General features: G+C 71.0%; 20 protein-coding genes. 6 read left to right on the forward strand and 14 right to left on the reverse strand.

Annotated elements, in window-relative coordinates; translation table 11 throughout:
- Positions 1 to 75 precede the first annotated feature (75 nt).
- The 4 genes from feoB to PROPJV5_RS04000 all read left to right on the forward strand — a co-directional run bounded on the left by feoB (position 76) and on the right by PROPJV5_RS04000 (position 5,369).
- Positions 76 to 1,962, forward strand: coding sequence for a ferrous iron transporter B (gene feoB, locus PROPJV5_RS03985; protein ID WP_182858582.1), 1,887 nt, complete (start codon positions 76 to 78; stop codon positions 1,960 to 1,962).
- 10 nt (positions 1,963 to 1,972) lie between these two features.
- A complete protein-coding gene (locus tag PROPJV5_RS03990; protein WP_119715057.1) occupies positions 1,973 to 2,563 on the forward strand; it encodes a NifU family protein in 591 nt (196 codons plus the stop codon).
- A 77-nt stretch (positions 2,564 to 2,640) separates the two neighbouring features.
- Positions 2,641 to 4,206 carry a helicase HerA-like domain-containing protein gene (locus tag PROPJV5_RS03995; protein ID WP_119715058.1) on the forward strand — a complete coding sequence of 522 codons (1,566 nt, stop codon included), beginning with the start codon at positions 2,641 to 2,643 and terminating at the stop codon, positions 4,204 to 4,206.
- Positions 4,203 to 5,369: a galactokinase gene (locus PROPJV5_RS04000; protein WP_119715059.1), complete on the forward strand. Its 1,167-nt coding sequence runs from the start codon at positions 4,203 to 4,205 to the stop codon at positions 5,367 to 5,369. Before PROPJV5_RS03995 ends, PROPJV5_RS04000 begins: the two co-directional genes overlap by 4 nt.
- 147 nt (positions 5,370 to 5,516) lie before the next feature.
- Here the strand turns inward: PROPJV5_RS04000 and PROPJV5_RS04005 are convergent, their stop codons facing one another.
- The 11 genes from PROPJV5_RS04005 to PROPJV5_RS04060 all read right to left on the reverse strand — a co-directional run bounded on the left by PROPJV5_RS04005 (position 5,517) and on the right by PROPJV5_RS04060 (position 21,448).
- Positions 5,517 to 7,157: a serine/threonine-protein kinase gene (locus tag PROPJV5_RS04005; protein ID WP_119715060.1), complete on the reverse strand. Its 1,641-nt coding sequence runs from the start codon at positions 7,155 to 7,157 to the stop codon at positions 5,517 to 5,519.
- 41 nt (positions 7,158 to 7,198) lie between these two features.
- Positions 7,199 to 9,001 (reverse strand): Stk1 family PASTA domain-containing Ser/Thr kinase, encoded by a 1,803-nt coding sequence (gene pknB, locus PROPJV5_RS04010; protein ID WP_119715061.1) that lies wholly within the window; start codon positions 8,999 to 9,001, stop codon positions 7,199 to 7,201.
- An 82-nt stretch (positions 9,002 to 9,083) separates the two neighbouring features.
- Entirely contained in the window at positions 9,084 to 10,508 is a 1,425-nt protein-coding gene (locus PROPJV5_RS04015; protein WP_119715062.1) for a peptidoglycan D,D-transpeptidase FtsI family protein, read from the reverse strand.
- Entirely contained in the window at positions 10,505 to 11,899 is a 1,395-nt protein-coding gene (locus PROPJV5_RS04020) for an FtsW/RodA/SpoVE family cell cycle protein (RefSeq protein WP_119715063.1), read from the reverse strand. Before PROPJV5_RS04020 ends, PROPJV5_RS04015 begins: the two co-directional genes overlap by 4 nt.
- Positions 11,896 to 13,320, reverse strand: coding sequence for a PP2C family protein-serine/threonine phosphatase (locus PROPJV5_RS04025; RefSeq protein WP_476704275.1), 1,425 nt, complete (start codon positions 13,318 to 13,320; stop codon positions 11,896 to 11,898). The genes PROPJV5_RS04020 and PROPJV5_RS04025 overlap by 4 nt, the downstream gene beginning before the upstream one ends.
- Before the next feature lie 78 nt (positions 13,321 to 13,398).
- A complete protein-coding gene (locus tag PROPJV5_RS04030; protein ID WP_119715064.1) occupies positions 13,399 to 13,872 on the reverse strand; it encodes an FHA domain-containing protein FhaB/FipA in 474 nt (157 codons plus the stop codon).
- A 1-nt stretch (position 13,873) separates the two neighbouring features.
- Entirely contained in the window at positions 13,874 to 14,590 is a 717-nt protein-coding gene (locus PROPJV5_RS04035) for an FhaA domain-containing protein (RefSeq protein ID WP_119715065.1), read from the reverse strand.
- Positions 14,591 to 14,854: 264 nt separating this feature from the next.
- The gene (locus PROPJV5_RS04040) at positions 14,855 to 16,369 is read right to left on the reverse strand and encodes a hypothetical protein (RefSeq protein ID WP_147385335.1); all 1,515 of its coding nucleotides are present in this window, start codon (positions 16,367 to 16,369) and stop codon (positions 14,855 to 14,857) included.
- A gap of 324 nt (positions 16,370 to 16,693) precedes the next feature.
- Positions 16,694 to 17,284, reverse strand: a complete 591-nt coding sequence (locus PROPJV5_RS12365; RefSeq protein ID WP_147385336.1) for an LPXTG cell wall anchor domain-containing protein — start codon at positions 17,282 to 17,284, stop codon at positions 16,694 to 16,696.
- Positions 17,285 to 17,625: 341 nt separating this feature from the next.
- Positions 17,626 to 19,413, reverse strand: a complete 1,788-nt coding sequence (locus tag PROPJV5_RS04055) for an Ig-like domain-containing protein (RefSeq protein ID WP_119715069.1) — start codon at positions 19,411 to 19,413, stop codon at positions 17,626 to 17,628.
- Positions 19,414 to 19,618: 205 nt separating this feature from the next.
- Positions 19,619 to 21,448, reverse strand: coding sequence for a sugar-binding domain-containing protein (locus PROPJV5_RS04060; protein WP_119715070.1), 1,830 nt, complete (start codon positions 21,446 to 21,448; stop codon positions 19,619 to 19,621).
- A gap of 201 nt (positions 21,449 to 21,649) precedes the next feature.
- Between PROPJV5_RS04060 and PROPJV5_RS04065 the strand changes: the two genes are divergently transcribed.
- On the forward strand, positions 21,650 to 21,874 hold the full coding sequence (locus PROPJV5_RS04065; RefSeq protein WP_119715071.1) for a hypothetical protein: 225 nt from the start codon (positions 21,650 to 21,652) through the stop codon (positions 21,872 to 21,874).
- 62 nt (positions 21,875 to 21,936) lie between these two features.
- Here the strand turns inward: PROPJV5_RS04065 and PROPJV5_RS04070 are convergent, their stop codons facing one another.
- Together PROPJV5_RS04070 and mmuM are read right to left on the reverse strand one after the other, a co-directional pair.
- A complete protein-coding gene (locus PROPJV5_RS04070; protein ID WP_119715072.1) occupies positions 21,937 to 23,151 on the reverse strand; it encodes a mannosyltransferase family protein in 1,215 nt (404 codons plus the stop codon).
- Between the two features lie 130 nt (positions 23,152 to 23,281).
- Positions 23,282 to 24,208, reverse strand: a complete 927-nt coding sequence (gene mmuM / locus PROPJV5_RS04075; protein ID WP_119715073.1) for a homocysteine S-methyltransferase — start codon at positions 24,206 to 24,208, stop codon at positions 23,282 to 23,284.
- 142 nt (positions 24,209 to 24,350) lie between these two features.
- On the opposite strand from mmuM, the gene PROPJV5_RS04080 reads away from it, so the two are divergent.
- The gene (locus PROPJV5_RS04080) at positions 24,351 to 25,046 is read left to right on the forward strand and encodes a hypothetical protein (RefSeq protein WP_147385337.1); all 696 of its coding nucleotides are present in this window, start codon (positions 24,351 to 24,353) and stop codon (positions 25,044 to 25,046) included.
- A 34-nt stretch (positions 25,047 to 25,080) separates the two neighbouring features.
- On the opposite strand, the gene PROPJV5_RS04085 is transcribed toward PROPJV5_RS04080, so the two are convergent.
- A complete protein-coding gene (locus PROPJV5_RS04085; protein WP_147385338.1) occupies positions 25,081 to 25,965 on the reverse strand; it encodes a serine hydrolase in 885 nt (294 codons plus the stop codon).
- Between the last annotated feature and the right edge of the window lie 63 nt (positions 25,966 to 26,028).

A 26,028-nucleotide genomic window follows, 5' to 3' on the forward strand; every position in this document is an offset into this window, starting at 1 on the left:
ATGTCCTCAGCCCTCAGCCACCACGCGCACGCCGGCTCGGCCGATTCCGGCGGTGGGAGCCCCCGCATCGCCCTCATCGGTTCGCCGAACGGCGGCAAGACCTCGGTCTTCAATCGGCTCACCGGCCTGCACGCCAAGACCGGCAACTACCCGGGGGTCACCGTCTCGCGGTCGGCCGGCGTGGCCCGCATCGGTGGCGCCGAGTACAGCATCGAGGACCTGCCCGGCACCTACTCGCTCAGCCCGATCTCGCCCGATGAGCGGCTCGTCGCCGAGCTGCTGGACGGCGGGGTCAAGGGCATCGGCGCGCCCGACGGCCTGCTCGTCGTGGCGGACTCCACTGCCCTGCGCCGCTCCCTGCTCCTGTTCGCCGAGGTCGTGCAGCGGCACATGCCCACCGCACTCGTCCTCACCATGAGCGACGAGCTGACCCGCCGCGGCGGGTCGATCGACACCGAGGCGCTGGGCCGGGCCCTCGGCGTGCCGGTCGTGACCGTCGTGGCCAACCGGGGCATCGGGATCGGTGAGCTGCGCGAACTCATCACCGGCTGGCGCGACTGGTCGGTGCCGCCGGTCGACCCGCCCACCGACACCGCCGAACTGGCCGGCTGGGTCGATTCCGTGCTCGCCGCCGGCGGCTACGAGGATCCGCGCGCGGACGCGCGCACCGAGCGCATCGACCGCGTGCTGCTGCACCCGGTGCTCGGCACGGTCATCTTCTTCGCCGTCATGTTCGGCTTCTTCCAGGCGATCTTCACCTGGGCGGCACCCCTGCAGGACGGGGTCGAGGACTTCTTCGGCTGGCTGGCCGGGCTGGCCGCAGAGCACATCGGGAACCCGCTGCTGTCCTCGTTCGTCTCGGACGGCCTGCTCGGCGGGGTCGGCGGCGTGCTCGTCTTCGTGCCCCAGATCGTCATGATGTACTTCATCCTCGCCCTGCTCGACGCGGTGGGCTACATGTCCCGGGCCGCCTTCCTCATGGACCGCCTCATGAGCCGCTTCGGGCTCGAGGGCCGCGCCTTCGTCGCCGTGCTGTCGAGCTTCGCCTGCGCCATCCCCGGCGTCATGGCCACCCGCACCCTGCCGAACAGCCGCGACCGCATCGCCACGATGCTCGGCGTGCCGCTGGCCACCTGCTCGGCCCGGCTGCCCGTGTACATCCTGCTCGTGGGCATCCTCATCCCCGACGGCACCCGGGTCGGCCCGTTCAGCGGCCGCGGCGTGGCCATGTTCCTGCTCTACCTGCTCGGCGGCGTCTCGGCCCTCACCGCGTCGGCCGTCGTCAAACGCATCACCGGCCGGCACGACGGGGTCCTGCCGTTCTACATGGAGATGCCGCCCTACCGCATCCCCACCCCCCGCTCGGTCGGCATCGCCATGTGGGAGCCGACCAAGGCCTTCCTCCGCAAGGCCGGCACGATCATCCTCGCCACGACGATCGCCATCTGGGCGCTCACGACGATTCCGCTCCGCGGCGACGCGGAGCTGGCGGCAGCCGGGGTCGACCCCGGCGACGAGGTGGCCGTCACCGCCTACACGATGGAGCACTCGGCCGCCGCGGCCATCGGCAAGGCGATCGAACCCGTCTTCGAACCGCTCGGCTTCGACTGGCGCATCGACGTGGCCCTGCTCGGCTCACTGGCCGCCCGCGAGGTGTCCGTCTCCACTCTCGGGCAGATGGCCTCGGCCCTCGACCCGGAGGACGACAGCGAGGTGGCGCAGGGCCTCGACGGCTGGACCTACACCGACGGCCCGCGCGCCGGCGAGAAGGTGTTCACCCCGGCCACGACCGTCGCCCTTCTCCTCTTCTTCGCCTTCGCCCTGCAGTGCATGTCCACCGTGGCGATCATGCGACGCGAGACGGGGGGCTGGAGATGGCCCAGTATCGCCTTCGGCTACATGTTCGTCCTCGCCTGGGTGATGGCCTTCCTCGGACGTGCCGTCACCCTGCTCATCACCTGAGGGGCGCGGTATGCGAGCCATCAGGGACCATCTGCGCCGCGTCTCCCGGCCTGCGGACGCCCGGCCGGGACGCCGGCCGCCCGGGGCCGTCACCCACCCCGAGCGCACCGACGATCCCGCCGTGCTGCGCTGGGTGGTCCACGGGACCGAGCTGCCCTTCACCGGCCCGCTGGCCTCGGCGCCCGGGCTCGACGGGCTGCTGGGCGGTGACCTCGAGGCCGTCACCGTCACCCCGGGCGCCGTGCTCACCACGGCAGCCCCGGGCCGCTCCTGGCGTGAACTCGGCCCGCGGGTCCGCGCCGCGCTCGGGACGGCCCTGGGCTCGGTCGCCGACTGGCTCCCCGGCCCGGGCGCGCGGCGGCTGGACGCCGACGAGACCCTGCGGTGGTGCGCCCGCGAACTCATCGACGGCCCGGTCGGCCGGATCGCCACCGCCCACGGCGGCGCCATCGAACTCGTCGACGCCCACGACGGCGTCGTGCGGGTGCGCATGCACGGCGCCTGCCGCGGCTGCCCGGCGGCCGTCGTCACGATGACGCAGCGTCTCGAGGCGCAGCTGCGCCGCCGGGTCCCCGATGTGCGAGCCGTCGAGCAGGCCTGAGAACCGGGCCGCCGAGGCTCGCTCGGACCCGGCGAAGCCCCCGGCATCGCGGAGTCGCGTGTGAGAGGCTAGGTGCCATGGTTGACCAGCAGTTGTCCGCCGAGCAGGTGGCCACGATCCGGGAGAGCTACGCCTTCACCGAACCCGCCATCGACCTGGGCGTCCTCGACAACGGCGGTGAGCCCGTCCCCGACACGCGCATCCGTATCCCGCTGAGCATGCTCACCCGGCACGGCCTCATCGCCGGGGCGACCGGCACCGGCAAGACGATCACCCTGCAGCTGCTCGCCGAGTCGCTCAGCTCGGCCGGCATCCCGGTCCTCGCCGCCGACGTCAAGGGCGACCTGTCCGGTATCGCGCTGCCCGGCGTCGCGAGTGACAAGCTCGCCGCCCGTACCGCGGCCAACGGCCAGGCCTGGGAGCCCAAGGCGGCCCCGGCCGAGTTCTACGCCCTCGGCGGCCAGGGTTCGGGCATCCCGCTGCGCGCCACCGTCAGCGCCTTCGGGCCCCTGCTGCTGAGCAAGGTGCTCGGTCTCAACGACACCCAGTCCTCCACCCTCAGCCTGGTCTTCGCATACGCCGACAAGGCCGGCCTGCCACTGCTCGACCTGGCGGACCTGAGCGAGCTGCTGAAGTACCTCACCGGCGACGAGGGGAAGCCGGAACTCAAGAACATCGGGGGTGTCTCCACCGCCACCGCCGGCGTCGTCCTGCGCAAGATCACCGAACTCGCCTCCCAGGGCGGCGACGTCTTCTTCGGGGAACCGGAGTTCGACACCGCCGACCTGCTGCGCACCGACGCCGACGGCCGCGGCATCGTCTCGGTGCTCGAACTGCCGAACGTCCAGGACCGTCCGGCGCTGTTCAGCACCTTCCTCATGTGGCTGCTCGCCGACCTCTACCACGACCTGCCCGAGGTCGGCGACGTCGACAGGCCCCGCCTCGTCTTCTTCTTCGACGAGGCCCACCTGCTCTTCGACGGCGCCTCGAAGGCGTTCTGCGAGCAGATCACCCAGACGGTTCGTCTCGTACGGTCCAAGGGCGTCGGCGTCTTCTTCATCACGCAGCAGCCCACCGACCTGCCCGAGCAGGTGCTCGCCCAGCTCGGCAGCAGGGTCCAGCACCAGCTCCGCGCGCACACCCCGAACGAGGCGAAGGCCCTCAAGGCCGTCGTCAACACCTACCCGGAGAGCGGCTACGACCTCGACAGGGCGCTCCAGGGCCTGGGCACGGGCCAGGCCGTCGTCACCGTGATGAACCCCGACGGCGCCCCCACCGAGGTCGCCTGGACACGCGTCTTCGCGCCCGTCTCGCAGATGGGTGCCGCCCCGGCGGGGGCCATCGACCAGATGGTCCAGGCCAGCGCGCAGTACGCCCGGTACGCGCAGCCGGTCAACCGGGAGTCCGCCCAGGAGATCCTTGCCGCCAAGCTCGCCGCCGGGGCCCGGGCCGCCCAGGCCGAGGCCGCGCAACCGGAGCCACCCGGGTCCCCCGGAGGAGTGCCCCGGGCCGCCGCCGGCCGGGCCCGCCAGGAGAAATCGGTCGTCGAGAAGGTCGTCGAGTCCTCCGCCTTCAAACAGTTCGCCCGCTCGGCCGGGCGCGAGATAGTCCGCTCCCTCTTCGGCACGGGGAGGCGCGCATGAGCACCCCACGCAGCCTCGCCGACAGGTTCCGGGAACGCTTCGGATACGTCCCCGCCGGCGTGTGGTCGGCGCCCGGGCGGTTCAACCTGATGGGCGAGCACACCGACTACAACGGCGGCTTCTGCCTGCCGGTACCGCTGGACCGGCGCACCTGGGTGGCTGCCGCCGCCCGCGACGACGACCGTCTCCGCATGACCTCCCTGGACGTTTCCGGCGAGGTCGACGTGGACCTCGACGAGGTGGGCGCCGGCAACCCCGGCGGGTGGGGCTCCTACGCCGCCGGCGTCCTGTGGGCGCTGAGGCGGGCCGGTCTTCCGGTGCGCGGCGCAGACCTGCTCATCGGCTCCGACCTGCTCATCGGCGCCGGCCTGTCGAGCTCGGCAGCCCTCGAGTGCTCGGTGGCCGCCGCCGCCAGCGACCTGTTCGGCCTGGGGCTGCTCGCCGACGACGCGGGGCGCGCCCAACTGGCACGCCACTGCCAGACCGCCGAGAACGAGATCGCGCTGGCCCCCACCGGCGGCGTCGACCAGACCTCGGCGCTGCGCGGCGTGAAGGGCCACGCCCTGCTCATCGACTTCATGAACCAGACGCTGCGGCCGGTGCCGTACGATCCGGTGCACGGCGGCGTGGGGGTCCTCATCCTCGACACGAGGACCAGGCACTCGCTGTCGTCCGGGCACTTCGGCGACCGCCACGCCGAGTGCGACCGGGTCGCCGCGCTGCTCGACGTCGACCTGCTGCGCAGGGTGGGTGTCGATGACCTGCCCGCCGCCGAGGCCAGGCTGAACGATGAGACGCTGTTCAGGCGGCTGCGCCACGTCGTCACCGAGAACGCCCGCGCCGTCAAGATGGCAGACGACCTCGAGGCAGGCGACTGGCGGGCCGTCGCCGCGGGCATGACGGCCGCCCACGTCTCGATGCGCGACGACCTCGAGGTGAGCCTGCCGCAGATCGACCTGGCGGTCGAGACGGCCATCGAGGCGGGCGCCTGGGGCGCGCGCCTGGTCGGCGGCGGTTTCGGCGGCTGCGTTCTGGCCATCGTGCCGATCAGCCGCGTCCGTGCCGTGGCGGGCGCCGTGCGCGAGGCCTTCGCCACGGCCGGCTACGAGGACCCCGACGGTTTCCTCGCCACCGCGGGCTCGCCGGCGGGACGCGACCTATAGACCAGGGCGCCGACACCGGTGTGGCCGGCCCGGCACGACCAGCTGCCGAGGCGTTCCAGGGTCTGGCGTGGGACCAATCAGGCCCGGCTCCGCCCCTGAGCGGCCGGGCTGAGACCCGGATCAGGTGACGTGGCCGGGCTCATCGGCTCAGTCGCCCTCCGTCTCGTAGCTGTCGTCGCCCTCGTCCTCGGTATTGCCGTTCTGCTGGGCCTGGGTGTTGGCGCCCGTGGCCGTCGCCTGCTGCTGGTCGTAGCTCTGGCTCGGCTGCGGGTAGTAGCCCCCGCCGGTGCCCTGACCGTAGTCCCCGGTTCCCTGGCCGTAGCCACCGACATCGGTCTGCTGCGGGTAGTCGGTCTGGTAGGTGCCGGCTGTGTCGTAGCTCTGCTGGGTGGTCGGTGTCGTGGTGGGGGACGCCGTGGCGGTCTGCGTCTGGGTGATGGTCTGCGAGGGGGCCGGGTCGGCCGACTTGCGGCCCTGCGTCCAGGCCAGGGCGACGAGCCCGGCCAGGACGGCCACGATGGCGACCACCAGGGCGATGCGCCTGCCCCTGCCGGTCCTCGAGCCGGCGCCCGTCTCGGCTGGCACCGCTCCGGTCCCGGCCGCTGCCGCGCCACCGCCGACGACCGGGGCGGCCGTCGTGCCGGCCGTGGTAGCAGCGGGGACGGGCGGCAGCCCGTCGACGGCGGTGGAACCGGCAGTGCCCTGGCCGGCGGGCAGGATCCGGGTGCGTCCCTCGGCGGTGGCGTCCGCGTCCGCCCCGGGCAGCGTCGAGGGGGACATGGCCATGGTGGCCGCATCCGCCGCCGGGCCGATCGGGGCGGGTGCCGCGACGAGCCCGGGGGCCTGCGGGTCGCCCTGGATCGCGTTGAGGGCGGCGACCACCTCGTCCGCGCCGGGACGGTCCTCGGGGTTCTTGGCCAGCAGCGCCGCGACGAGGTTCTCGAGCGAGACCGGGGCGTCCGGGACGCGGGACCGCAGCAGCGGCGGCGTGTCGTAGACCTGGGCGCGGGCGACCGCCACCGGGGACTCGCCGGGGAAGGGCGGCTGGCCGGTCAGCACCGTCACCATGAGGCAACCGAACGAGTACATGTCCGAACTCGAACCGACCCGCTCGCCCGAGGCCTGCTCCGGCGACATGTACGCGGCCGAGCCGATGGCCGTCATCGTGCTCGTCAGGGCGGTGCTCTGCTGGTCGTTGAGACGGGCGATGCCGAAGTCGACGAGTTTCGGGGTGCTGCGCAGGTCGTCGGAGGTGAGCACGACATTGGCCGGTTTCACGTCACGGTGGATGACGCCGAAACGGTGGGCCGCGCCCAGGCCGGCCGCGACCTGCGCCAGCATCGGCAGGGCGGCCTGCCAGCCGATCGGCCCCTGCTTCGTCACGACGGCCTGCAGATTGGGCCCGTGGAGGAACTCCATGACGATGTAGGCGCTGTGGCCGTCGACCCCGGAGTCGTAGATCTGGACGACGTTCGGGTGGTTGAGCCCGGCGGTGGCGACCGCCTCGCGCCTGAAGCGCGCCTCGGTGCTGGGATCGGCGCTCGTGGCCAGGTTGATGGTCTTGATGGCCACCTCGCGCTCCAGCGTGGTGTCCTGCGCACGCCACACCTGGCCGATGGCGCCGGCCCCGACGCGTTCGACGAGTCGGTATCGCCCGTCGCGCAGTGAGGCGATGAAGTCATCCGCGCCGGCCTCGCCCGGGATGGGCGTACGGCGCGTCGAACGCACGCCGTGGTCCTGGTCGCGGCCGGGGGTGGTGTTGCCGTCGAACGGTTCGTCAGTGCTCACAGAACCATTGTTCCCTATCTGCGTCGCTGTTCATCGTGCGGTCACGCCCCCGCCGAGCGGGAGCTGCCGCTCGAGACGGCAGTGCCGGGTGATGCGGCGCTGCTGCCGTTGGGCGAGGACGAGGTCGCGGGCTGCGTGGGCTCCTCGGGTGCCACCGCGACCTGGATCGTCACCTGGTCGGTGCGGGAGTACAGCTGGCCGGGGGCCACCGACTGGTCGAAGACCGTGTCCTCGGGGTAGTCGGACGTCTCCCGTTCGAGGACCTGGACGTTCGAGAAGCCCGCGTTGGCGAGCACCTGGACGGCCTCGTCCTCGGTCATCTGGGTACTCGAGACGTCGGGGACCCGGGAGCGCCCGGTGGCGCGGTAGAGCGTCACCGTCGACTCGGGATCGACCGAGGTGTCCGCGGCCGGGCTCGTCGCGATGATCTTGCCGGCGATGTCGGTGATCTTCTCCTGGTCCTCGCCGGCGTCCTTCGTCACGACGTTCGTGAACCCGGCCGCCCGCAGCGCCTCGCGTGCGTCGTCCTCATCCATGCCCGTCACGTCGGGGATCGTGCCCGCGGCGGGGCCGTCGTTGACCGTGATGACGACGGTGGAGTTGATCGGCACCGTCGTGCCCTCGGCCGGGTCGGTGCTGATGACCTGGCCCTTCGTCGCCGAGTCGCCGTTGGTGTGCTGCACCTGCGGGTCCAGGGTGTAGTTCTTCAGCGTCGAGACGGCCTGCTCCTGGGTGAAACCGATGACGGCCGGGACGGTCGTCTGCTGGGCCTCCTGGCGGATCTCGCGCAGCCGGATGGCGCCGTAGACCAGGCCGGCGGCGATGAGCGCCAGGATGATCAACAGGATCACGGTCGGTGCCGTGACACGGCGCTTCTTCTTCGTGTCCGTGTCCTCCGCGTCCTGCTCGTCCTCATCGGGCAGGGCACGGGCGGGCCGGCCGATGACGGCCGTCGGCACGTCGGCGTGGACGGCCGGTATCTGCGCCGTCACCTGCTGGCCCTCGAGAACGCGGGAGATGTCCTCGCGCATCTCGCGGGCCGTCTGGTAGCGGTCGTTCGGGTTCTTGGACAGGGCCGTCATCGTGATGGCGTCGATGGCAGGCGTCACCTTCGGGGAGAGCGTGCTGGGCAGGACCGCTGTCTCGCGGACGTGCTGGTAGGCGACGGCCACGGGCGAGTCACCGGTGAACGGGGGGCGGCCGGTGAGCAGCTCGTAGAGCAGGCAGCCCGCGGAGTAGATGTCGGAACGGGAGTCGACGGTCTCGCCGCGGGCCTGCTCGGGCGAGAGGTACTGGGCGGTGCCGATGACGGCAGCCGTCTGCGTCATCGTCGCCGACGTGTCGGCCACCGCGCGGGCAATACCGAAGTCCATCACCTTGACCTGGCCGGTGGGGGTGATCATGACGTTGGCGGGTTTGATGTCGCGGTGGATGATGCCGTGCTGGTGCGAGTAGTCGAGGGCATCGAGCACGCCCTGCGTGTAGGTCAGCGCCACGGCGGGTTCGATCATGCGGCCCTCACGCAGCATCTCGCGCAGGGTTCGCCCGCCGACGAGCTCCATGACGATGTATGGGACGACGACGCCGGTCGCCTCGTCCTGCTGGCCGCCGGTGTCGTAGACCGAGACGATGTTCGGATGGTTCAGCCCGGCTGCGGACTGGGCCTCGCGGCCGAAACGGGCCTGGAAGGTCGGGTCCGTCGCCAGGTCGACCCGAAGCCGTTTGATGGCGACATCACGGTCGAGCCGCAGGTCGCGGGCCCGCCACACCTCGGCCATGCCGCCGCGGCCGATGATCTCTTGGAGTTCGTAGCGGCCGCCGAGGACGGTATTGGTAGCGGTCATCGCCGGTCTCCTCTCCGCATCGTGTCGCCGGACCGCGTCATGCCTGGCCGGACTCGTCCGGCCGTTCCTGTTCGTGACGTCATCATGATGCGAGCGCCTCGAAGACGGTGCGCGCCGCGACGGTGGCGTTGCCGGTCGCGGTGCCGGGCTGGTCGGGGTCGGCCAGGAAGACGGCCAGCGCCACATTCGTCTCCTGATCGAAGCCCGCGAACCAGGAGTAGGCGCTCGCGCCGGCCATGTTCTCGGCCGTGCCGGTCTTGCCGCCGATCGTCTGGCCGCTGATCTGCGTCGCCGTGGCCGTACCGGACTCGACGACGTGGATCATCATCTGCTGCATCGAGCCGGCGGTCTCCTCGCTCACGGCCCGGCGGATGGTCGTCGGCTTGGTCTCGGAGATGACATTGAGGTTCGCGTCACGTACCTGCGAGACGACGTAGGGCTGCATGACCTGTCCGTCATTGGCCAGGGTCGCGGCCACCGAGGCCATCTGCAGCGGCGTGGCCGAGACGTCGAACTGGCCGATCGAACTCATGGCCAGCTGGGCGTTGTCGAGGTCGGACGGGAAGACGCTCGTTGCAGAGTCCACGTCACCGCCGAAGGCCGCGTTGAACCCGAACTTCTCGGCCTGCTCACGGACCTTGTCCTGCCCCAGCCCCATGCCCAGGTTCGCGAAAGCCGTGTTGCACGAGACCTGGAGGGCGTGATCGATCGTTGTCGTGTCGCCGCCGCAGTTGGTCGAGTTCGGCAGGGTCGTTGTCGAGTTGTCCAGTGGCAGCGTGGTGGGCGAGGCGACGGTGCTGTCGGCACTCATGCCGTCCTCGAGGGCGGCCGAGGCCACGACGAGTTTGAAGGTCGACCCGGGCGGGTAGATCTCCTGGGTGGCGCGGTCCGTCAGCGGCCGGCCCTCGTCGGCGTTCAGCTGGTCCCAGGCGGCCTGGGTGCTCTCCAGGTCGGTGCTCGACAGCAGGTTCGGGTCATAGCTGGGGGTCGAGGCCCAGGCGAGGATCGCGCCGGTCGTGTAGTCCATCGCGATGACGGCGCCCGTGCGCCCGCCGAGGGCGTCCGAGGCGGCCTGCTGGGCGCTGGCGTTGATCGTCGTCTGGATGGTGTCGCCCTGTGGCTGTTCACCACCCAGCTCACTGAGGATGCGCCGGAACAACTGCGAGTCCCCCGAAGCGGAGAGCTCGTCGTTGTAACGCTGCTCCAGGCCGGTGCGCCCGTAGATGTACGAGTAGTAACCGGTGACCGGGGCGTAGAGCGGGCCGTTCGAGTAGACCCGTTCCACACTGAACCGCCCGCCCTCGACCGGCACGGTCTCGGCGATGGCCGTCGTGCCGACCAGGATCGAGCCGCGGGGGGCGTCGAACTGGGAGTCGACGACGCGCCGGTTCCCGGGGTCGGTCAGCAGCCCGGTGGAGCGCACGCCGTAGTTGAAGGTGACGTTCGCCAGCAGGGCGAGGATCATGAGGGCCGCGAAGACGGAGACCCTGCGCAGTGCCGTATTCATGCTTCCACCCTCTTGAGGAAGGTCGTCGGGGCATCGGCCAGATCGGTCTCGGCGAGGTCATTGGGTGCCACGGGGGCTCGCCCGGCGTGGGAGATCTGCATGAGGGCGGCGATGATCACCCAGTTGGCGACCAGCGAGGAACCGCCCTGCGACAGGAACGGTGTCGTCAGGCCGGTCAGCGGCAGCAGCCTGGTGACACCGCCGATGATGGCGAAGACCTGCAGCGCGAAGGTGAACGACAGCCCCCCGGCGAGCAGCTTGCCGAAGGCATCGTGTGCGGTGAGTGCCGCGCGCAGGCCGCGGGCGATGATGAGGCCGTAGACGACGATGACGGCCATCAGCCCGACCAGCCCGAGTTCCTCGGCCAGCGAGCTGGCGATGAAGTCCGACTGGGCCAGCGGCACCAGCGACGGGCGCCCCTGGCCCCAGCCGCGTCCGAACAGGCCTCCCCACGCCATGCCGTACTGGGCCGAGATGATCTGGCCGTTCTGCTCGGGGTCGGAGAACGGGTCGAGCCAGGACGAGAAGCGCACCTGCACGTGGTACAGGGTGTTGTAGGCGATGAGGCCCGCGCTGCCGAAGAGCACGACACCGATGACCACCCAGCGCACCTGACTGGTGGCCACGTACAGCATCATGACGAACAGGCCGAAGAACAGCAGCGCCGTGCCCAGGTCGTTCTCGAAGACGATGACCGCGACGGCGGCCAGCCACATCACCATGATGGGTAGCAGGTCCCTGCCCCGTGGCATGCGGAAACGACCCCAGCTGCGACCCGCCAGCTGCAGCACGTCGCGGTGCTCCGCCAGATAGGACGCGAAGGCCAGCGTCAGGATGATCTTGGCGATCTCGGCGGGCTGGAAGCTGAACCCCGCCACCGAGATCCAGATGCGTGACCCGTTGTCCTCGTTGGCCGCCGATGCCAGCCCGGGCACCAGCGGCAGCAGGAGGAGCAGCAGGCCGGCGAGGAAGAGCACGTACGGGTAACGCTGCAGGTCGCGGTAGTCGCGCACCCCGAAGAGCACGGCGACGAACAGGGCGATGCCCACCGCCGTCCACATCAGCTGGCCGTTGACGAGCGTCGAGACCGGTTCGTCCTGGTCGAGGCGGTAGATCATCGCCAGGCCGAGGCCGTTGAGCGCCAGGACGCACGGCAGGATCACCGGGTCCGCCCACGGGGCCTTGAACCGCACCGCGAGGTGCGCGACCAGGCACAGGACCAGCCAGCCGCCGGCCACCCAGGGCAGGTTCGCCGGAAGCTCGCCACTCAGGTTGATGGTGGTCAGCGCGAAACCGCCGATGCCGAAGAGCGCAGCGACGACGATCAGCGCCAGCTCGACGTTGCGGCGCTTGCGGTAGACGACCAGCCGGCCGGAGTCGCTGCTGCTCATCCGCAGTCCTCCGGGTCGACCGACGCGCTGGCCGGGATGGAGACGGGCACCGAGGTGCTGGGGGACGCGCTCGGGGCCTCCGACGGATCGGCCGTGCCGTCACCCTGCCCGTTGCTCGGGGTGGCGCCGGGCGTGGACTCGGCCCGCTTGGCGATGCAGGCCCGTGCGAGCTCGTCCAGGTAGTCGACCTGCTCGCGGGCCTGCTCGATGGTGTCGGCCTTGATCTCGGCGTCGTTGACCCGCTGCCGGTAGTAGACGGGCAGATCGGACACCAGGGTGTCGCGCTCCTCGACGAGCTCGCCGAAGTTGTGGCCGGCGATCGTATCGGGGATTCCCTTGTAGATGGCCACGTGCTCGTCGGAGGGTGCGATGTAGTACTGGTCCGTGGCGTAGCGCCAGGCGACGAGCAGCCCGCCGACGAGGACGATGAGGGCGACGATCACCGAGATGATGACCGACCAGTGGCGGCGCCGCTTGCCGATCATCGGCGAGTAGCGCACGTCCTCGCGGGCATCGGGATCGATGAGTTCGGGCCCGTCCGGGTCGAGGCTGACGGTCCTGGTGCCGGACACCCCCAGGACCGTGGTGGTCTCGCCCGCCCCGGCCGGCGGCTCGATCTTCGGCACCTCGACGGTGGCGGCGGCGCCGATCATGCTGCCGGGCCTGGCGTCGAGCTCGGCCGACTGTGGGACGACGTCGGCGACGATGATGGTGATGTTGTCGTAGCCGCCCGCCTCGTGGGCGGCCTGCGTCAACGCCTCGACGGCGTCGGCGGGGGTGCGCTCGCGCAGCAGGCGGCGGATGTGACGGTCGTCGACGAGGCCGCACAGCCCGTCGGAGCAGAACAGCAGCCTGTCACCGGCCTGCACGTCGACCAGCTGCAGGTCGGGTTCGTGAACGGGCTGGCCGTTGAGCACCTTGAGGAGCAGGGAACGGTGCGGGTGCGACGCCGCCTCCTCCGAGGTGATCTTGCCGTCGTCGAGGAGCGACTGGACCCACGAGTGGTCGTGGGTCAGGCGGGAGAGGGTCCCGTCACGCAGCAGGTAGCCGCGTGAGTCGCCGATGTGCGCCAGACCCAGCTGGGTGCCGCTGAACATGGCTCCGCACACCGTGGTGCCCATGCCGTCGAGTTCGGGGTCGGAGCTGATGAGGTCGGCCAGCTGGTCGTTCGCCTTGGTGAGGATGCCGGCCATCACCTCGAGCATCTGCTCGCCCTCGTGCGGGGTGTCGGCCCTGGCCAGCTCCTGGATGGTTGCCGCGCTGGCCAGGTCACCGGCCGCGGCGCCGCCCATGCCGTCCGCCACGACGATCATCGTCGGCGAGGTGTAGGCGGAGTCCTGGTTGTTCTTGCGTACCAGACCGATCTCGGAGTGGGCGCTCACGTCGAGGCTGAAGCGCCGGCCGGCACCTGCGGCCGGCACGTCGACGGCCGGCACCCTGGTGTTCGTGGGCACCAGGTCCTCGTCGAGTTTCTTGCTGGTCTGGGAATCAGTCACGGGTCAGCGTTCCAGTTTCAGTTGAGAGCGCCCGATGCGGATCACATCATTGGGCCCTACGAGGGTGGGTTCAGCGATCTTCGCGCCGTTGACGTAGGTGCCGTTGGTGGACTGCAGGTCGGTGACCACCCAGCGGCCCGCGGAGTCCTGCCACAGCTGGGCGTGGTGCCCGCTGGCGTAGTCGTCGTCGATGTCGAGGACGCAGTCGGCCGAGCGGCCGATCGTGATCTCGCCATCCAGCGGCACCTCGGTGCCGGTGCGGCGGCCCGCTATGACGGCCAGGCGGGTCAGTTCCTTGCGTCGTCTGCGTTTCTTGGCCGGCTTGGCCCCGGACGGCCCCGGGGCGTCGTTGAGCTCTGAGGTGGTTGCGGTGCGACCGAACAGGTCGGTTCTGATGGTGTTCGCCACGAACAGGATGAACAACCACATCAGGGCCAGGAAGACCACCTTCAGGGTGGCGACGAGAATGGTGCTCACGTCACGATCCTGCGGGAGAGTGGACGAGCATGCGCGTCGACCCGATCTCGATGCGCGAGCCGTCGTCGAGTCGGCAGCGTTGAACGCGCTGGCCGTTGACGACGATGCCGTTGGTGGAACCCAGGTCTTCGATGGCGATGTCGAGATCCCCGTACTCGCCCTCGGTCACCAGGACGCGTGCGTGGGTGCGCGAGACGCCCGGGTCGTTGATGCGAAGGTCCGCCTCGGTGCCGCGGCCGATGGTGAAGCCCGGCGGCATGAGGGGGTGGCGTACCCCGTTGACCTCGAGGACGAGCGGGGCGTGCCGGATCATCGTGGACGATGCCGCGCCGTTCGTCTCTGCCACGGTGGCCACGGCGGCACTGGTGATCTCGAAATGACCCGTGTTGAGCGACTCGTCGAGCAGGTACTCGATGTTCACCGGGCCGTCGAAGACGTAGTGCCGTTCCGCGGCGTGCTCGCGCAGGTCGGGAACGATCTCGGCGTTCAGCGTGCGCGAGTAGGGGGCCAGTCGGTCGTAGTCGTGCTTGGACAGGTGCACCTGGAAGTCGTTGGGCACCAGGCGCTTGTCGCGGGTCAGCAGACGCGCCTCGGCGTCGAGTTCTCGCTGCAGTCGGGAGGCGATCTCGACGGGCTGCACGTCGCCCTTGAACGCGCGGGCGAAGACGCCGTTGACGGCGCCCTCGAGCTTCTTCTCGACTCTGTCGAACAGACCCACGTGTCCTCCAAACAAGACGCTGATGCGACTCACCCTCGCATGAATCCTAGTGCGGAGCCCTGTGCGTGGCCCACTTTCGCCATCCCGCTGTGCAGCGTTGGTTGAGAGTTGCCCCCGCGGCGAGGCGGCGTCGGGACGGTGGATCAACCGTAGCCGAGGATGAAAAGGGGCCGGGCCCCGAGCGGTCCTGCCCGGGCCCGGCCCTGCGCCGGCACGGCTCCTGCGGGCCGTCGAGTGCGGACCCGGAGGCCTGTTCGTGGGTGCCTACGGCGAGGCGGGTGCCTCGGCGCCGGTCACCTTCGCGTGGTAGCTGTTCGTGGCGCTCACCTCGTGCCCGCTCGTGACGCCGATGGCCCGCACCGTGGCCGTACTGGCGTGGTCCGATGCGGCCGTCACCCCGGTCAGGTCGGCGGTGCACGTGAATTCGGCGCCGACCGGGAGCGGACCCGACCAGACGGTGCCGGTGGTGCCGTCCGGGAAGGCGCAGTCCAGGTTCGTCACCCGGGCGTCGCCCTCGTCGACCGAGCCGCTGACCCGGATGTTCTGCAGGGGCTCGCCGCCGCGGTTCCGGACGGTGATGTCCAGCCGCGTGTCACCGTTCGTGCCGGTCAGGTCGGCCGGCTCGTCCGCGGTGTTCGCGTCGTTGCCGTTGGAGTCCTGCAGGACGACCGAGACGGCGTCGCTGATCAGGGTGCCGCCGCTTCGGGAGGCCCTGGCCGATGCCTCACGCGACGGCAGTGGGGCGCCGTCCTGGTCGCCGGTGAGGCTGCTGGTGTAGGTGCCGGTGAGGTCGTCGACGGTGATCGGGAAGCGCACGCGGGACGCGACGGGTGTGAAGGTGCCGTCGGGGCCGGCCGGGGTGGTCACGGTGGCGGTGTAGCTGCGGGAGGTGGCCGAGCAGGAGGTCTCGGTGAGCTCGATGACGTCGCTGGTGTCGGCGCCCGCGCGGCCGCTCGTCAGGTCCGTCGGGTTCCCGTGCTGGTCGATGGCGGTGTACCAGGACCAGCGCAGCGGTGTGGCGCAGTCGTGCTCCTGGCCGGAGTCGGCCTCGAGGGTGTCGGTGATGGTGAAGGTCGATGTCGTGGCGGCCGTCGCATCGGGTTCCCCGACCGTCGGGTGCTGCGCGACGGCGTGCACCCGCGGCGTCTGCGATCCCAGCTGGTTGTCGGCGTCGGAGTACTGCCACAGGGACAGTGCCGCCGGCAGCTGGGCGCAGGTGGCGCACTGGGTGACGTTGACGCTGATCGGGGTGGTGGCGCCGTTGACGTCCCAGAGCGTCTCGAGGACTTGGCCGGAGGTCGTGGCGGTGTCCAGGCTGACCTGCAGGAAGGCCCTCAGGGTCAGTTCGCCGGTCGCCGCCAGGTCCACGCCGGCCTGGTTGAAGGCGATGCGGGCTGTCGCGGTGTCGTCGGTCTTGGTCACGGACATCGTGGCCACGTGCGTCTGGCCGTCGGCGGAGTGGATCGGGTAGCTCCGGTCGACCGTGGTCCGGAAGTCGGTGGGCACCGTGACGTCGGTGTAGTCGCCGTCACAGGTCGGGGTGACCTGGCCGATGAGCTGCGCGAGGTAGCTCTGGCCGCCCTGGTAGCTGGTGACGACGTCGCCGGTGCTGGTCGTCACGTCGAGGCTCAGCGCGCTGGTGTCGAGGGCGGAGGCGGTGCAGGCCGCCTCGTCGGGGGCGTCTGGGGCGGCCTGGGCGGTGCCCGCCGAGACGGGCAGGGCGATGGCGATCGCCGCGGCGGCGATCCCCACCCTGACCGGGATGCGTGGTGATTTCACGTCGGACTCCTGTGCCATGGGCAGATGAGAGGCGGACGTGCAGGCCTGCCACGCCGGGTTCCGGGATGGTCGAAGGCCGCGGTGTGCCATCGACAGGACGACTGCGCCCGGCCGCAGGGGGGTGTCCGTCCGCCGGATGGACGTGGTCAACTTAGCGAATCCGGCCGGGGGAGATCACCCTCCTCGCGGCCGTCCCCCGGTTTTTCGGTGGACTCCCGTGGCCACCCCCGATCCGGTTCCGGGCAGGGGCGGATGCAGAGTCGGGGAGGGTCCGGAACAGCTGCTCCGGACCCTCCCCGACAGGTCGGTTCGATGCGTGAGCGCTCAGCGGCGGCGACGGGCGAGCAGGGCGGCACCGGCGGCCAGTGCCCCGGCGCCGGCCAGGCCGGTGGCTGCGCCGGAGCCGGTGCGAGGCAGGCTGCTCGGCCTGGTGCTGCGCGGCGTGGCGGAGCTGGTGCTCTGCGTGCTCGGGGAAGCGGCGCTGTCGGAGGCCGAGGGTGTCGTCTCGGGGCTGGTGGTCGACGGTGTGCTCTCAGGGCTGGAGGGGGTGCTGCTCTGCGGGGTTGAGGGCGTGGGCGTGGTGGAGCTGGTGCTCTCGGAGGGCACCGGGCTCGACGGCGTGTTCTCGGGGGAGGACGGTGCCGTGGTCTGCGGGCTGGAGGGGGTCGTGCTCTCGGGAGCCGTGGGGGTGTCACTGGCCGGGTTCGAGGGGGTGTTTCGGGGGCAGATGGGCACCGTTGTCTCGGGGGCTGAGGACTCCTGGCTCGGCGATGCCGACTTCTGGTGGTGCGGGCAGAGGCAGTCGCAAGCGGGCTGGTTGGGGGTGGCCTGTGCGGTACCCGCCGAGGACAGCAGAGCGATGGATGCAGCTGCGGCCGCGACGGCGATCCTGCTCAGGGTGCGTGCTGGTTTCATGTCGGACTCCTTGCCAGTGCACGTGGGGCAATGGACGTGCGCCCCGCATGCCGGCGGCTCCGGGATGGTCCGGCGAGGCCTCCGATGCGCATCGGGGTTCGCTCCGGGTCATGGGTCGGGGTGGTTCCGGGGGTGGCGCGCCCATCGTGATGGACAGAGGTAAACATAGCGGAAAACTATGAAGATGTGAAGAATTCACAGCTCTGTGATGAGTTTCTCCTGGGTTCGACACATGAGGCCCTGGATCAAGAATGGGGAGGGTCCCGGAGCTCTCGCTCCGGGACCCTCCCCATGTGGTGCGGCTGGTCCCTGCCCCGACTCAGCCGCCCGTCAGGATGGCCTCATCGGCGACGCCGGTGGGAGACGACGGCCCCCAGGCCTGCCGCCAGGGCCAACGCCGCTGCCAGGCCGCTCGTCCCGTCGACACCGGTGCGTGGCAGCCCCCTCGTGTTCTTACGGGGCGTGGTGCTCTGGCTGGGCGCCGGTGCGCTGGGCGTGGGCTCAGGGGTCACCGGTGTGGATTCCGGAGCGCTGGGTGTGGGCTCAGGGGTGACCGGCGGGGTCGAGGTGGCGTGGTACGGGTTGTCGGCGTGCACGGGCGTGCCGGTGAACCAGCCCGTGGCGTCGACGGAGGCGACGTCCTCATGGATCTCATCGGTCACTCCGGTCAGGTCCGCGGTGCAGGTGAAGCTGGCGTCGATGAGGAAGGGGCCCTCCCACGTGGTGCCACTGGTCGGCGCCTGCGGGTCAGCCTGTGAGAAGTCGCAGTCCAGGTTCGAGACGGTGCCGGCGCCCTTCGTGATCTCATCGGTGACCGTGACGTCACGCAGACGTTCGCTGCCGATGTTGGTGATCGTGAAGATCAGCTGCGTGGCGCCCTCGGTCGAGGTCAGGTCGACGGCCTCGTCCTCGGTGTCGGCATCGTTGCCATCGGTGTCGGCCTTGACGATGTCGATCTGGGGGACCATGTCATTGCCGCCGAGGGTTCCGCCGCCCTGGTCGTTGTAGACGGTCGTCGAGGTCCCGCCGCTGTAGCCCTGATCGCTGGTGACGGTCACCGCGTCGGGGAACTCCGTGCGGCTCTCATCGGTGACGAGCACGGGGATGTACAGGCGAGAGGCGACACCGGCGTTGGCGATCGTGACGGTGGCGGTGAAGGTGGTGTCCTCGCAGGAGACCTGCGTGACGGAGATCTGGCTCGTGTCGGTCTTGGACAGCGTGTCGTAGGTCGAGTCCCCGTCGGCGAGGTTGCCGTCGGGACGCAGCGACGTGTAATAGCGCCAGTTCAGGTCGTCCTCGACGCAGGAGAACCGCTGGCCCTCCGAGCCGAGGGTGTCGGTGATGGTGAAGGTCGTGTTCGGGGCCGTGGTCGTGGGGATCTGCACGGTGATGCGCATCGTGTCGTTCGCGTCACCGTCGTTCTGGGTGTAGTAGCCCCACTTGGCGGCCTGCTCGGGCATCGTGTCGCAGTCGGTGCAGGGCTCCGAGCCCGGGTTGACCGGCATGTTGTACGTGGTGCCGTCGACGGTCCAGGTGGCGGTGTCCTGCTCGGTCGCGGTGGTGGCCACCGAGACCGCGAGGTAGGCGTCGAGCTGCACGTTGTTGCGGGTGCTCACCCACTCGTTGAGGGTCAGGGTGGCCTGCGTGCCGTCGCCGTTGACCACCAGCTGGCCCGCGACCGTGCCGTCGGTCGCGTAGATCGGATAGCTGGCGTTCGCATTGCCCTGGAGCGGGTGGGCGATCGTCACGGTGATCGTGTCACCGGCGCAGTGCCCATTGGCCAGGGTGCCGGTGATGTTCATCCGGTACGAGGAGCCGGCGGTCACCGCGTCGACCTGCGAGTTGCTGAAGGTCGTGATCGTGCTGGTGAGCTGGTCGGCGCCGACGACGCTGCTGCAGGCGGTGGAGGTCACGTCGGCGGCGCTCACGCGCGGTGCGGCGGCCTCGTCGGTCCCGTCGTTGTCGGTCGCCCCGGCGTCCTCGGTGGTGTCCGCCGCGGTGTCGTCTGCGGCGACCACCGGGACGGTGGGATCGTCGTCGGCGGGTTCTGCGAGCGCGACGCCCGATGCCGTGGGCAGCGCCAGGGCCATGGTCAGCAGGGCGAGGCCTGCCGTTCTGAGTTTCTTCATGCTGTTCTCCTGCATGGGGGTCGGTACTGGAGCAGTCGCAACATGGAGTGGGACGGTGGTCTCGGGGGTTGCGTGGGGGTGCTGCGGGGGCAAATTTACGCCATGAGGGCCCATCGTGTCTTGTCCGAGGCAATTTATTGACGACGGTGCGGTCACGGTCGCCGTGATCCTGACCGCCCGGGCGCGGGCGGGGCTCGCGCAGGCTTCAGGTGGGGCGCGTCTGCTGCGTGGGGGGTTCTGGTTGCCGACCGAACACGGCCGCGAACTCGTGCACGGGGGCCTTCGGCCGCCTGTTCTCGTCGCACAGGCCGTTGGTCTCCTGGCCCGTGTCGGTCAGCTGTGTCCAGCAGTAACCGCCCAGGACGTTGCCCGTGGTGACTGCCGTCACGAGTTCACTGATCCGGCGCACGAACTGGCTGCGGGTCCGCACGGTGGAATAACCCCAGCCCCGGCCGTGGCGACCCGGGCAGAAGCGGATGCCGCCCAACTCGTCGAGCAGGACGGGGACGTCGGTCGGCTGGTCCGAGCCGACGACGATGAAATTGCGTGCGGGGCCGAGCGCCCCCGGCGTCAGCCAGCGCTCCACCTGGCGGCTGCGGTAGCGCAGCCGCATCCGGGCGGGGTTCGCGTCGTAGTCGTGGATGGTGAGCAGGTCGGAGTCGACGTGGTGCCAGCCGTCGTTCGACAGTGCCGGTCGTGAGGGGTCGATACTGCGCGTCAGGCGCGCCATGGCCGCCGCCGCGCGGGCCTGGTCCAGGTCGCGCGGGATGTCGATGAAACCCCAGGACTCGTTGATCGGAACCCAGCAGATGATCGACGGATGCCCCTGACTGGCCCGGACGACCTGCGTCCACTCGCGGTGCAGCCTCCGGATGGCCTCTGGGGAGAACTCGTGGGCCGCGCCGATCTCGCCGAAGACGAGCAGCCCGAGCCGGTCGGCCCAGTACAGCAGGCGCTGGTCGGCGCTCTGCTGGTGGATGCGCATGCCGTTGAAACCGAGGCGCCCGATGAGCTCGGCCTCCTCGCGCAGGGCGCGGGCGCTCGGGGCGGAGTAGAGGGACTCGGGCCAGTAGCACTGTTCGAGCACCTGCCGCAGGTAGATCGGCTGGTCGTCGAGGGTGATCGCACGATGCGTCGTGCCGACCTCGCGCAGACCCGTGTACGAGCCCACCTCGTCCTCGCCGGCGATGACGGCCGCGTCGACGAGTTCGGGGTGCTCGGGCCTCCACCGCAGGTCGTTGCTGCCGGGCGTCTCGATCCGCACGACGGTGGTCTGCTCACGGGTGAGCGTCACGGCCGATCCGAGTGGTCTGCCGCGATGGGTCAGGCCGATGCGCACGGGAAGAGGCCGTCGCGGCCGCCGGTTCAACTCGATGACGGCGGTCACCGTCTCCTCGGCGGCCGGGGTGCGCCAGATGATCCGGCGGACGTGCACCGGTGGCACCGACTCGATCCACACCGGCCGCCAGATGCCGGTCGAGCGCTGGTACCAGATGCCGGAGGGCTCGTCCTCCCAGGTCTGCTTGCCACGCGGCTGGCCGCGGTCGTGCGGATCGTCCCAGGCGCGCACGACGACGGCGTGGGGGCCCTCCTCGGCCAGTTCGTCGGTGATGTCGAGGGTGACGGGGCTCTGCCCGCCCTCGTGCGCGCCGGCCTCCGTGCCGTCCACCCAGACGATCGAGTGGTAGTCGACGCCGTCGAGGTGCAGCAGCAGCCGCCGCCCGGGCGCGTGCCCGGCTGCCGCCAGCTGGGCCGCCGTCACCTCGATGCGGTACCAGACGACGGGGTGCGTCGCGGTGTCCGCGATGCCTGAGGCCTTCGACTCGGGAGGGAAGGGCAGGACGATCGTCCGGTCGAAGTGGTCGGCCGACTCCCACCAGCGGTCGCGCAGGCCGACCCCCTCGTCGTCGACGGCGAATCCGGCGGGGCCGTCGAGGTCGGCCCAGTTCGTCCGCACGAGGGTCGGGCGCGGGTATGAGCCGTCCTGTCCGCTCGGGTGCAGCCGGGCGGCGAGTTCGGTGGCCTCGTCGAGCATCGGCGACTCCTTCCTAGAGCTGACGGGCTGGTGAGGACATTGTGGCGCCTTGCCGGGCAGGTGCGCTGGGGCCAGCTTAAGCCCCTAGTCGTAGGGGTCTCCCGGGTTTGTACCGGTCTCCCCGCGGGGCGCATCGGTATCACAAGGATCAAACAGGGACTTCACAGGAAACGCACTGTTCGGCCGTCCAGGTTGAGTGCCATGAGCAGTTCCGATGAGAGCCCCGTCAGCCGTCGTTTCAGTGTCCGCCGTTCCGCGGCGGCCCTGGGGGCGGCGGTCGCGATCGCCCTTGGCGGCATCGCCGTCATCAGCCCCGCCGAGGCCCACGCGGCCGGCGTTCGCAGGCCGCTGGTGATCCAGCCGAGCAGTGTCCAGGTGCAGGCCGTCGAAACGGCCCCGGAGGGCGGCCGCAACGACGACCAGTGACGCGGGCTGGTCGCTGCGCCGGCGGCGGGACCGCTGCTGGCGGGCCCGGTTCCGGCCCGGCCTCACCCCGTCCACAGGTCGGCGAGGATCGTCGTCGTGTTGATCGCCGCGACGACGATGCCGGCCCCTGCGATCAGCAGGCGCCGCCGGCCCCGGGCCGCCGACAGTGCGGCACCCATCGCCAGGATGACGGGGAAGCAGTCGAGGCCGTTGCGGGGCAGGGACAGCAGAACCGGCCCACGGCACAGGCTGTAGAGGGTGAGCCAGACGAGGACGGCCCACTCCGCACGGCCCCGCCGCAGGCACCACCAGCAAGCGGCGCAGAAGACGGCCAGGAAGACGAACTCGAGAAACTGCTGCCACGACCCCGCGAAGCTGTGGGCGTCGACGATGTGCCGGGCGCTGTCGACGAGGACCCGGCCCAGCCACGCCGAGCCTCGGCCCCAGCCCCGCTCCTGCGCCGTCATCCAGTACAGGACGTCGCCGGTGCGGGCCCACAGGTAGGCGAAGTACGCCAGCGGTGCGCACACCGGGATGCCCAGGGTGAGCAGCCGCCACCAGTCGCGGCCGGGCCGCCAGACCGGCCGCCGCCCCGCCGCGCGGCCCGACTGGGTGACCATCATGACCGCAAGCATCACGACGACGAACAGGCCGTTCACCCGCGTCGCGCAGGCGAGCGTCGTCACCGCGATCGCCGCCCACCAGCGCCGGTGCTCGCCCAGGTACCAGGCCGCCAGCGTGCACAGGCCGAAGAGCGCCTCCGTGTACGGGGCCATGAGGAAGACCGCGTACGGCCCGAGCAGGTAGGCGGCCGCCGCGGCGTGCGGGCTGATGCGCAGGTGCTCGCGGGCGATGCGGACGACGAGGATGCCGGCGCCGAGGGCGGCAAGCCAGGTGACGATCATCATCCCCGTCACCGCAGTGCTCATGTCGAGCCGGCCCAGGCCGATGAGCCGCGCAAGGCCCCTCGAGACGATCGGGTAGCCGGGGAAGAAGGCCTCGTCGTAGGCGTTTGCACCGTTGTCGGGCTCGAAATAGCCGTACGCGGTGACACGCAGCAGGTGACCGGCGTCGAAACGCACGAAGATGTTCACCGGCCACGTGCCCGCCGTGGGGTGCACCACGCGCCCGGCGAGGTCCAGGACGAGTGCCAGGCCCGCGAAGAAGACGCGGCTGAGCGCCCACCAACAGGCGGCGACCCGCAGGTCGTCCCGCCAGCGGAGCGTGCCGGTGGCGGGTTCGCTCTCCCCGGCGTCGGGGACAGGGGCAGTGGTCATGGCACGTCCAGTTCTTCCATCGGGCCGGCGCGGCGTGGGCGACACAAGGATAAGGCCCGGCCGGTTTCCCGCCGGCCCGGGCCCGGTGGCGCCCCTGCACGACGAATCCCGACGGGCGGCCCGGGCCCGGTCAGCCCATCGCCGCAGCGATCCGGGCGGTGTCGCGAGGACTCGTGCGGCAGCACCCGCCGATCAGCCGGGCCCCCAGGCCGAGCCACTGCGGCACCAGCCGGTCCCAGTCGACGCCCGCGTCGTCGGGCAGCCACCGGCGGCCGCGGGCGTCCCAGGCCTCACCCGAGTTCGGGTAGCAGACCAGCGGCTTGTCGGTGTGCGCGGCGATTTCCCGCAGCGCCGGGCAGACCAGGCCCGGCTCGACGCAGTTCACCCCGACCGCGGCGACCACGTCGGCCGACTGCGCCCAGCGGGCCGCCTCGGCCACGGCGGTGCCGTCGGCCAGGACGAGCGAGTCCGCCTCGCGGCGCACCTGGAAGCTGACCCAGGCCGGGCGGCTGGTCTCGTCGGCGATGAGCCCGGCGACGGCGCGCGCCTCGCTCAGCTTCGGCATCGTCTCGACCGCCAGGACGTCGACCCCCATCTCGTCCAGCGCGTTGAGCCGTTCGACGTGGAAGGCCCGGTATTCGGTGTCGGTCAGCTCGTAGGCGCCCGTGTACTCCGAGCCGTCGCTCAGATAGGCCCCGAACGGGCCTATGCTTCCCGCCACCAGCGCGCGCCGCCCGGGGTTCTCGTCGGTCCACTCCTCGACCGCCAGGGTGGCGAGCTCGGCGGCGTCACGGATGAGCCCGCGCGCCTGCCCCGGCTGGGCCCCGGCGTCGGTCAGGCCGAGCGTCGTCGCCTGGTAGGTGTTCGTCTCGATGACCCGTGCCCCCGCATCCAGGTAGGCGGTGTGCACCGCGCTGATCCGTTCGGGGGCCGAGGCGATCGCAGCCGCCGACCACAGGCTCTCGTGCATCGGCACTCCCGCGGCCTCGAGTTCGGTGGCCATCGCCCCGTCGAGGACGGTGGGGCCGGCGGCGAGCAGCTCGGTGAAGGCATTCATGAATCCAGCCTGCCTCGCCGTGCCCGGAGCAGATGCCGGCCCCCCGGGGTGCGGCGAGTGGCCCCACGCCGTGCCGGTGGTGCCCGGTAGCCTGTACGCAGGCCCACGCGGGGGCGGGGCCGCACGCGCGAGGTGGTCGATGATGAGCAACCCCACAGGCCAGGGATTCCACTGCTTCCACTGCGGGCTTCGGCTGGCTCCCGGCACGGTGCAGTGCCCGCGCTGCGGGGCCCCGCAGAACCTCGCCTGGCCCTCCCAGGGCGGCCAACCGCCGCTGCCGGTGGCCGAGGAGCCCCTCCACCCGGCGGTCACGGCGATCATCACCGTGTTCTTCGGCCTGTTCGGCCTCATCCCGTGCCTCATCAGCACCAGCCGCGCCAAACGGCTCAACAGGACGACAAGGCCCTACTGGCTGGCCTTCTGGATCCCCGAGACCCTGTGGCTGCTCCTCGTGGCGTTCCTGGTCATCGGCATGATCGCCGGTTTCGGCATCCTCGCCCGCGAGGCGGGCGGGAACCCCGGCGGTGAACCGAACCCGGCCGCCTCGGTCTCGTCCTACCCGACGACCGCCCCCAGCGCGACGAGCAGCGAGGCGCTCTCCTGGCCGGTGGGGGCCACCGAGTGCTCCCCGACCGTGGCGGCGGGCAGCGAGCGGACCAGCTGCGAGTTCGCCCTCAACGTGGCCGACGCCTGGGAGCGGAGCCCTCGGGGCGAGACCCAGACGGTTGAGGCCTACAGTCCGGTGACGGGCCAGGACTACACGATGACGTGCGCCTCGGTCAGCGGCTACACGACCTGCACGGGCGGCAACGACGCGGTGGTCTACATTCGGGGCTGACGCCCTGCCGCGAGCGCTGCCCGCGCCCGAGAACTCAGCCGAGGGCGGCGGCCAGCTGGTCGAGCACGGCCGTGGCGGCGTCGAAGCCGTCCGGGTCCTGGGCCGCCATGGCGACCAGGACCCGCTGCCCAGCGGCGTTCGTGTACCAGCCGAGTTCGCGTGCCAGGTAGCCGCCGTCCGGTGAGGGGCCCCAGCCGCCCTTGTAGGTGGCGCCGGGCAGGGCGCCGATGCCCCAGGACTGGGCCGGGTCGACCCGGCCCATGTCGGCGATCACCTCGTCCGCCCCGTCCAGGCAGGGCAGCTGGGCGAGGAAGGTGACCTGGTCGCCCGTCGCCCACTGCGTCTGTCCGAAGACCGAGAAACCGGCGATGAGCTGCACGTCGGGCACCGTCGTCGTGGCGTCGCCCGCTGTTCGCAGCACCTCCGTCACGGCGTCGGCCCGTTCAGCGTCCGTCTCGCCCAGGGCGTTCCACAGGGTGTCGGCGGCGTCGTTGTCGGACTCCTCGAGGGCCAGTGCGATGGCGTCGGAGTAGACCTCGCCCTGGCCCGAGGCGATGACGGCCAGCGCGAGCGGGATCTTCGAGGTGCTCCAGGCCGGCAGGTCCTCCAGGGAACCGGCGGTCATGACCCCGGCATCGGGGGAGTACCAGCTCATCCGCACCGCGGTGCCTGCGGCCTCGGCGGCCTCGGCGGCCGCCAGGATGGAGGCGGGGTCTTCGTCCGGGGCGCCGAGTTCTGCGGCGTCGCAGTCCCCGGCCAGCGGCATGCCGACGGTCGCCGGGGCCGCGGGCTCGGACCCCAGTGGCGAGCCGGGGGCGCCGGTCCCGGGCGTTGCCTCGCACCCGCACAGGCAGGCGAGGACGAGCGGGACCGCGAGAAGACGGCCGGCCACTTGCCTCACACGGTTGCGGGCACCCATGGCCGGCAGTCTAGGACACGCCCCGTCCCGGGCGAGTCGTCACGGCTCGGGCGAGTTCCGGGT

It is taken from the genome of Propionibacterium ruminifibrarum (assembly GCF_900289195.1).
GTDB lineage: Bacteria > Actinomycetota > Actinomycetes > Propionibacteriales > Propionibacteriaceae > Propionibacterium > Propionibacterium ruminifibrarum.

Excerpts from the sequence above, each read along its gene's own strand:
- PROPJV5_RS03990 (WP_119715057.1), top strand. The coding sequence starts at position 1,973 with ATGCGAGCCATCAGGGACCATCTGCGCCGCGTCTCCCGGCCTGCGGAC.
- PROPJV5_RS03995 (WP_119715058.1), top strand. The coding sequence starts at position 2,641 with ATGGTTGACCAGCAGTTGTCCGCCGAGCAGGTGGCCACGATCCGGGAG.
- PROPJV5_RS04000 (WP_119715059.1), top strand. The coding sequence starts at position 4,203 with ATGAGCACCCCACGCAGCCTCGCCGACAGGTTCCGGGAACGCTTCGGA.
- pknB (WP_119715061.1), bottom strand. The coding sequence starts at position 9,001 with ATGACCGCTACCAATACCGTCCTCGGCGGCCGCTACGAACTCCAAGAG.
- PROPJV5_RS04015 (WP_119715062.1), bottom strand. The coding sequence starts at position 10,508 with ATGAATACGGCACTGCGCAGGGTCTCCGTCTTCGCGGCCCTCATGATC.
- PROPJV5_RS04020 (WP_119715063.1), bottom strand. The coding sequence starts at position 11,899 with ATGAGCAGCAGCGACTCCGGCCGGCTGGTCGTCTACCGCAAGCGCCGC.
- PROPJV5_RS12365 (WP_147385336.1), bottom strand. The coding sequence starts at position 17,284 with ATGAAACCAGCACGCACCCTGAGCAGGATCGCCGTCGCGGCCGCAGCT.
- PROPJV5_RS04055 (WP_119715069.1), bottom strand. The coding sequence starts at position 19,413 with ATGAAGAAACTCAGAACGGCAGGCCTCGCCCTGCTGACCATGGCCCTG.
- PROPJV5_RS04060 (WP_119715070.1), bottom strand. The coding sequence starts at position 21,448 with ATGCTCGACGAGGCCACCGAACTCGCCGCCCGGCTGCACCCGAGCGGA.
- PROPJV5_RS04065 (WP_119715071.1), top strand. The coding sequence starts at position 21,650 with ATGAGCAGTTCCGATGAGAGCCCCGTCAGCCGTCGTTTCAGTGTCCGC.
- PROPJV5_RS04070 (WP_119715072.1), bottom strand. The coding sequence starts at position 23,151 with ATGACCACTGCCCCTGTCCCCGACGCCGGGGAGAGCGAACCCGCCACC.
- mmuM (WP_119715073.1), bottom strand. The coding sequence starts at position 24,208 with ATGAATGCCTTCACCGAGCTGCTCGCCGCCGGCCCCACCGTCCTCGAC.
- PROPJV5_RS04080 (WP_147385337.1), top strand. The coding sequence starts at position 24,351 with ATGAGCAACCCCACAGGCCAGGGATTCCACTGCTTCCACTGCGGGCTT.
- PROPJV5_RS04085 (WP_147385338.1), bottom strand. The coding sequence starts at position 25,965 with ATGGGTGCCCGCAACCGTGTGAGGCAAGTGGCCGGCCGTCTTCTCGCG.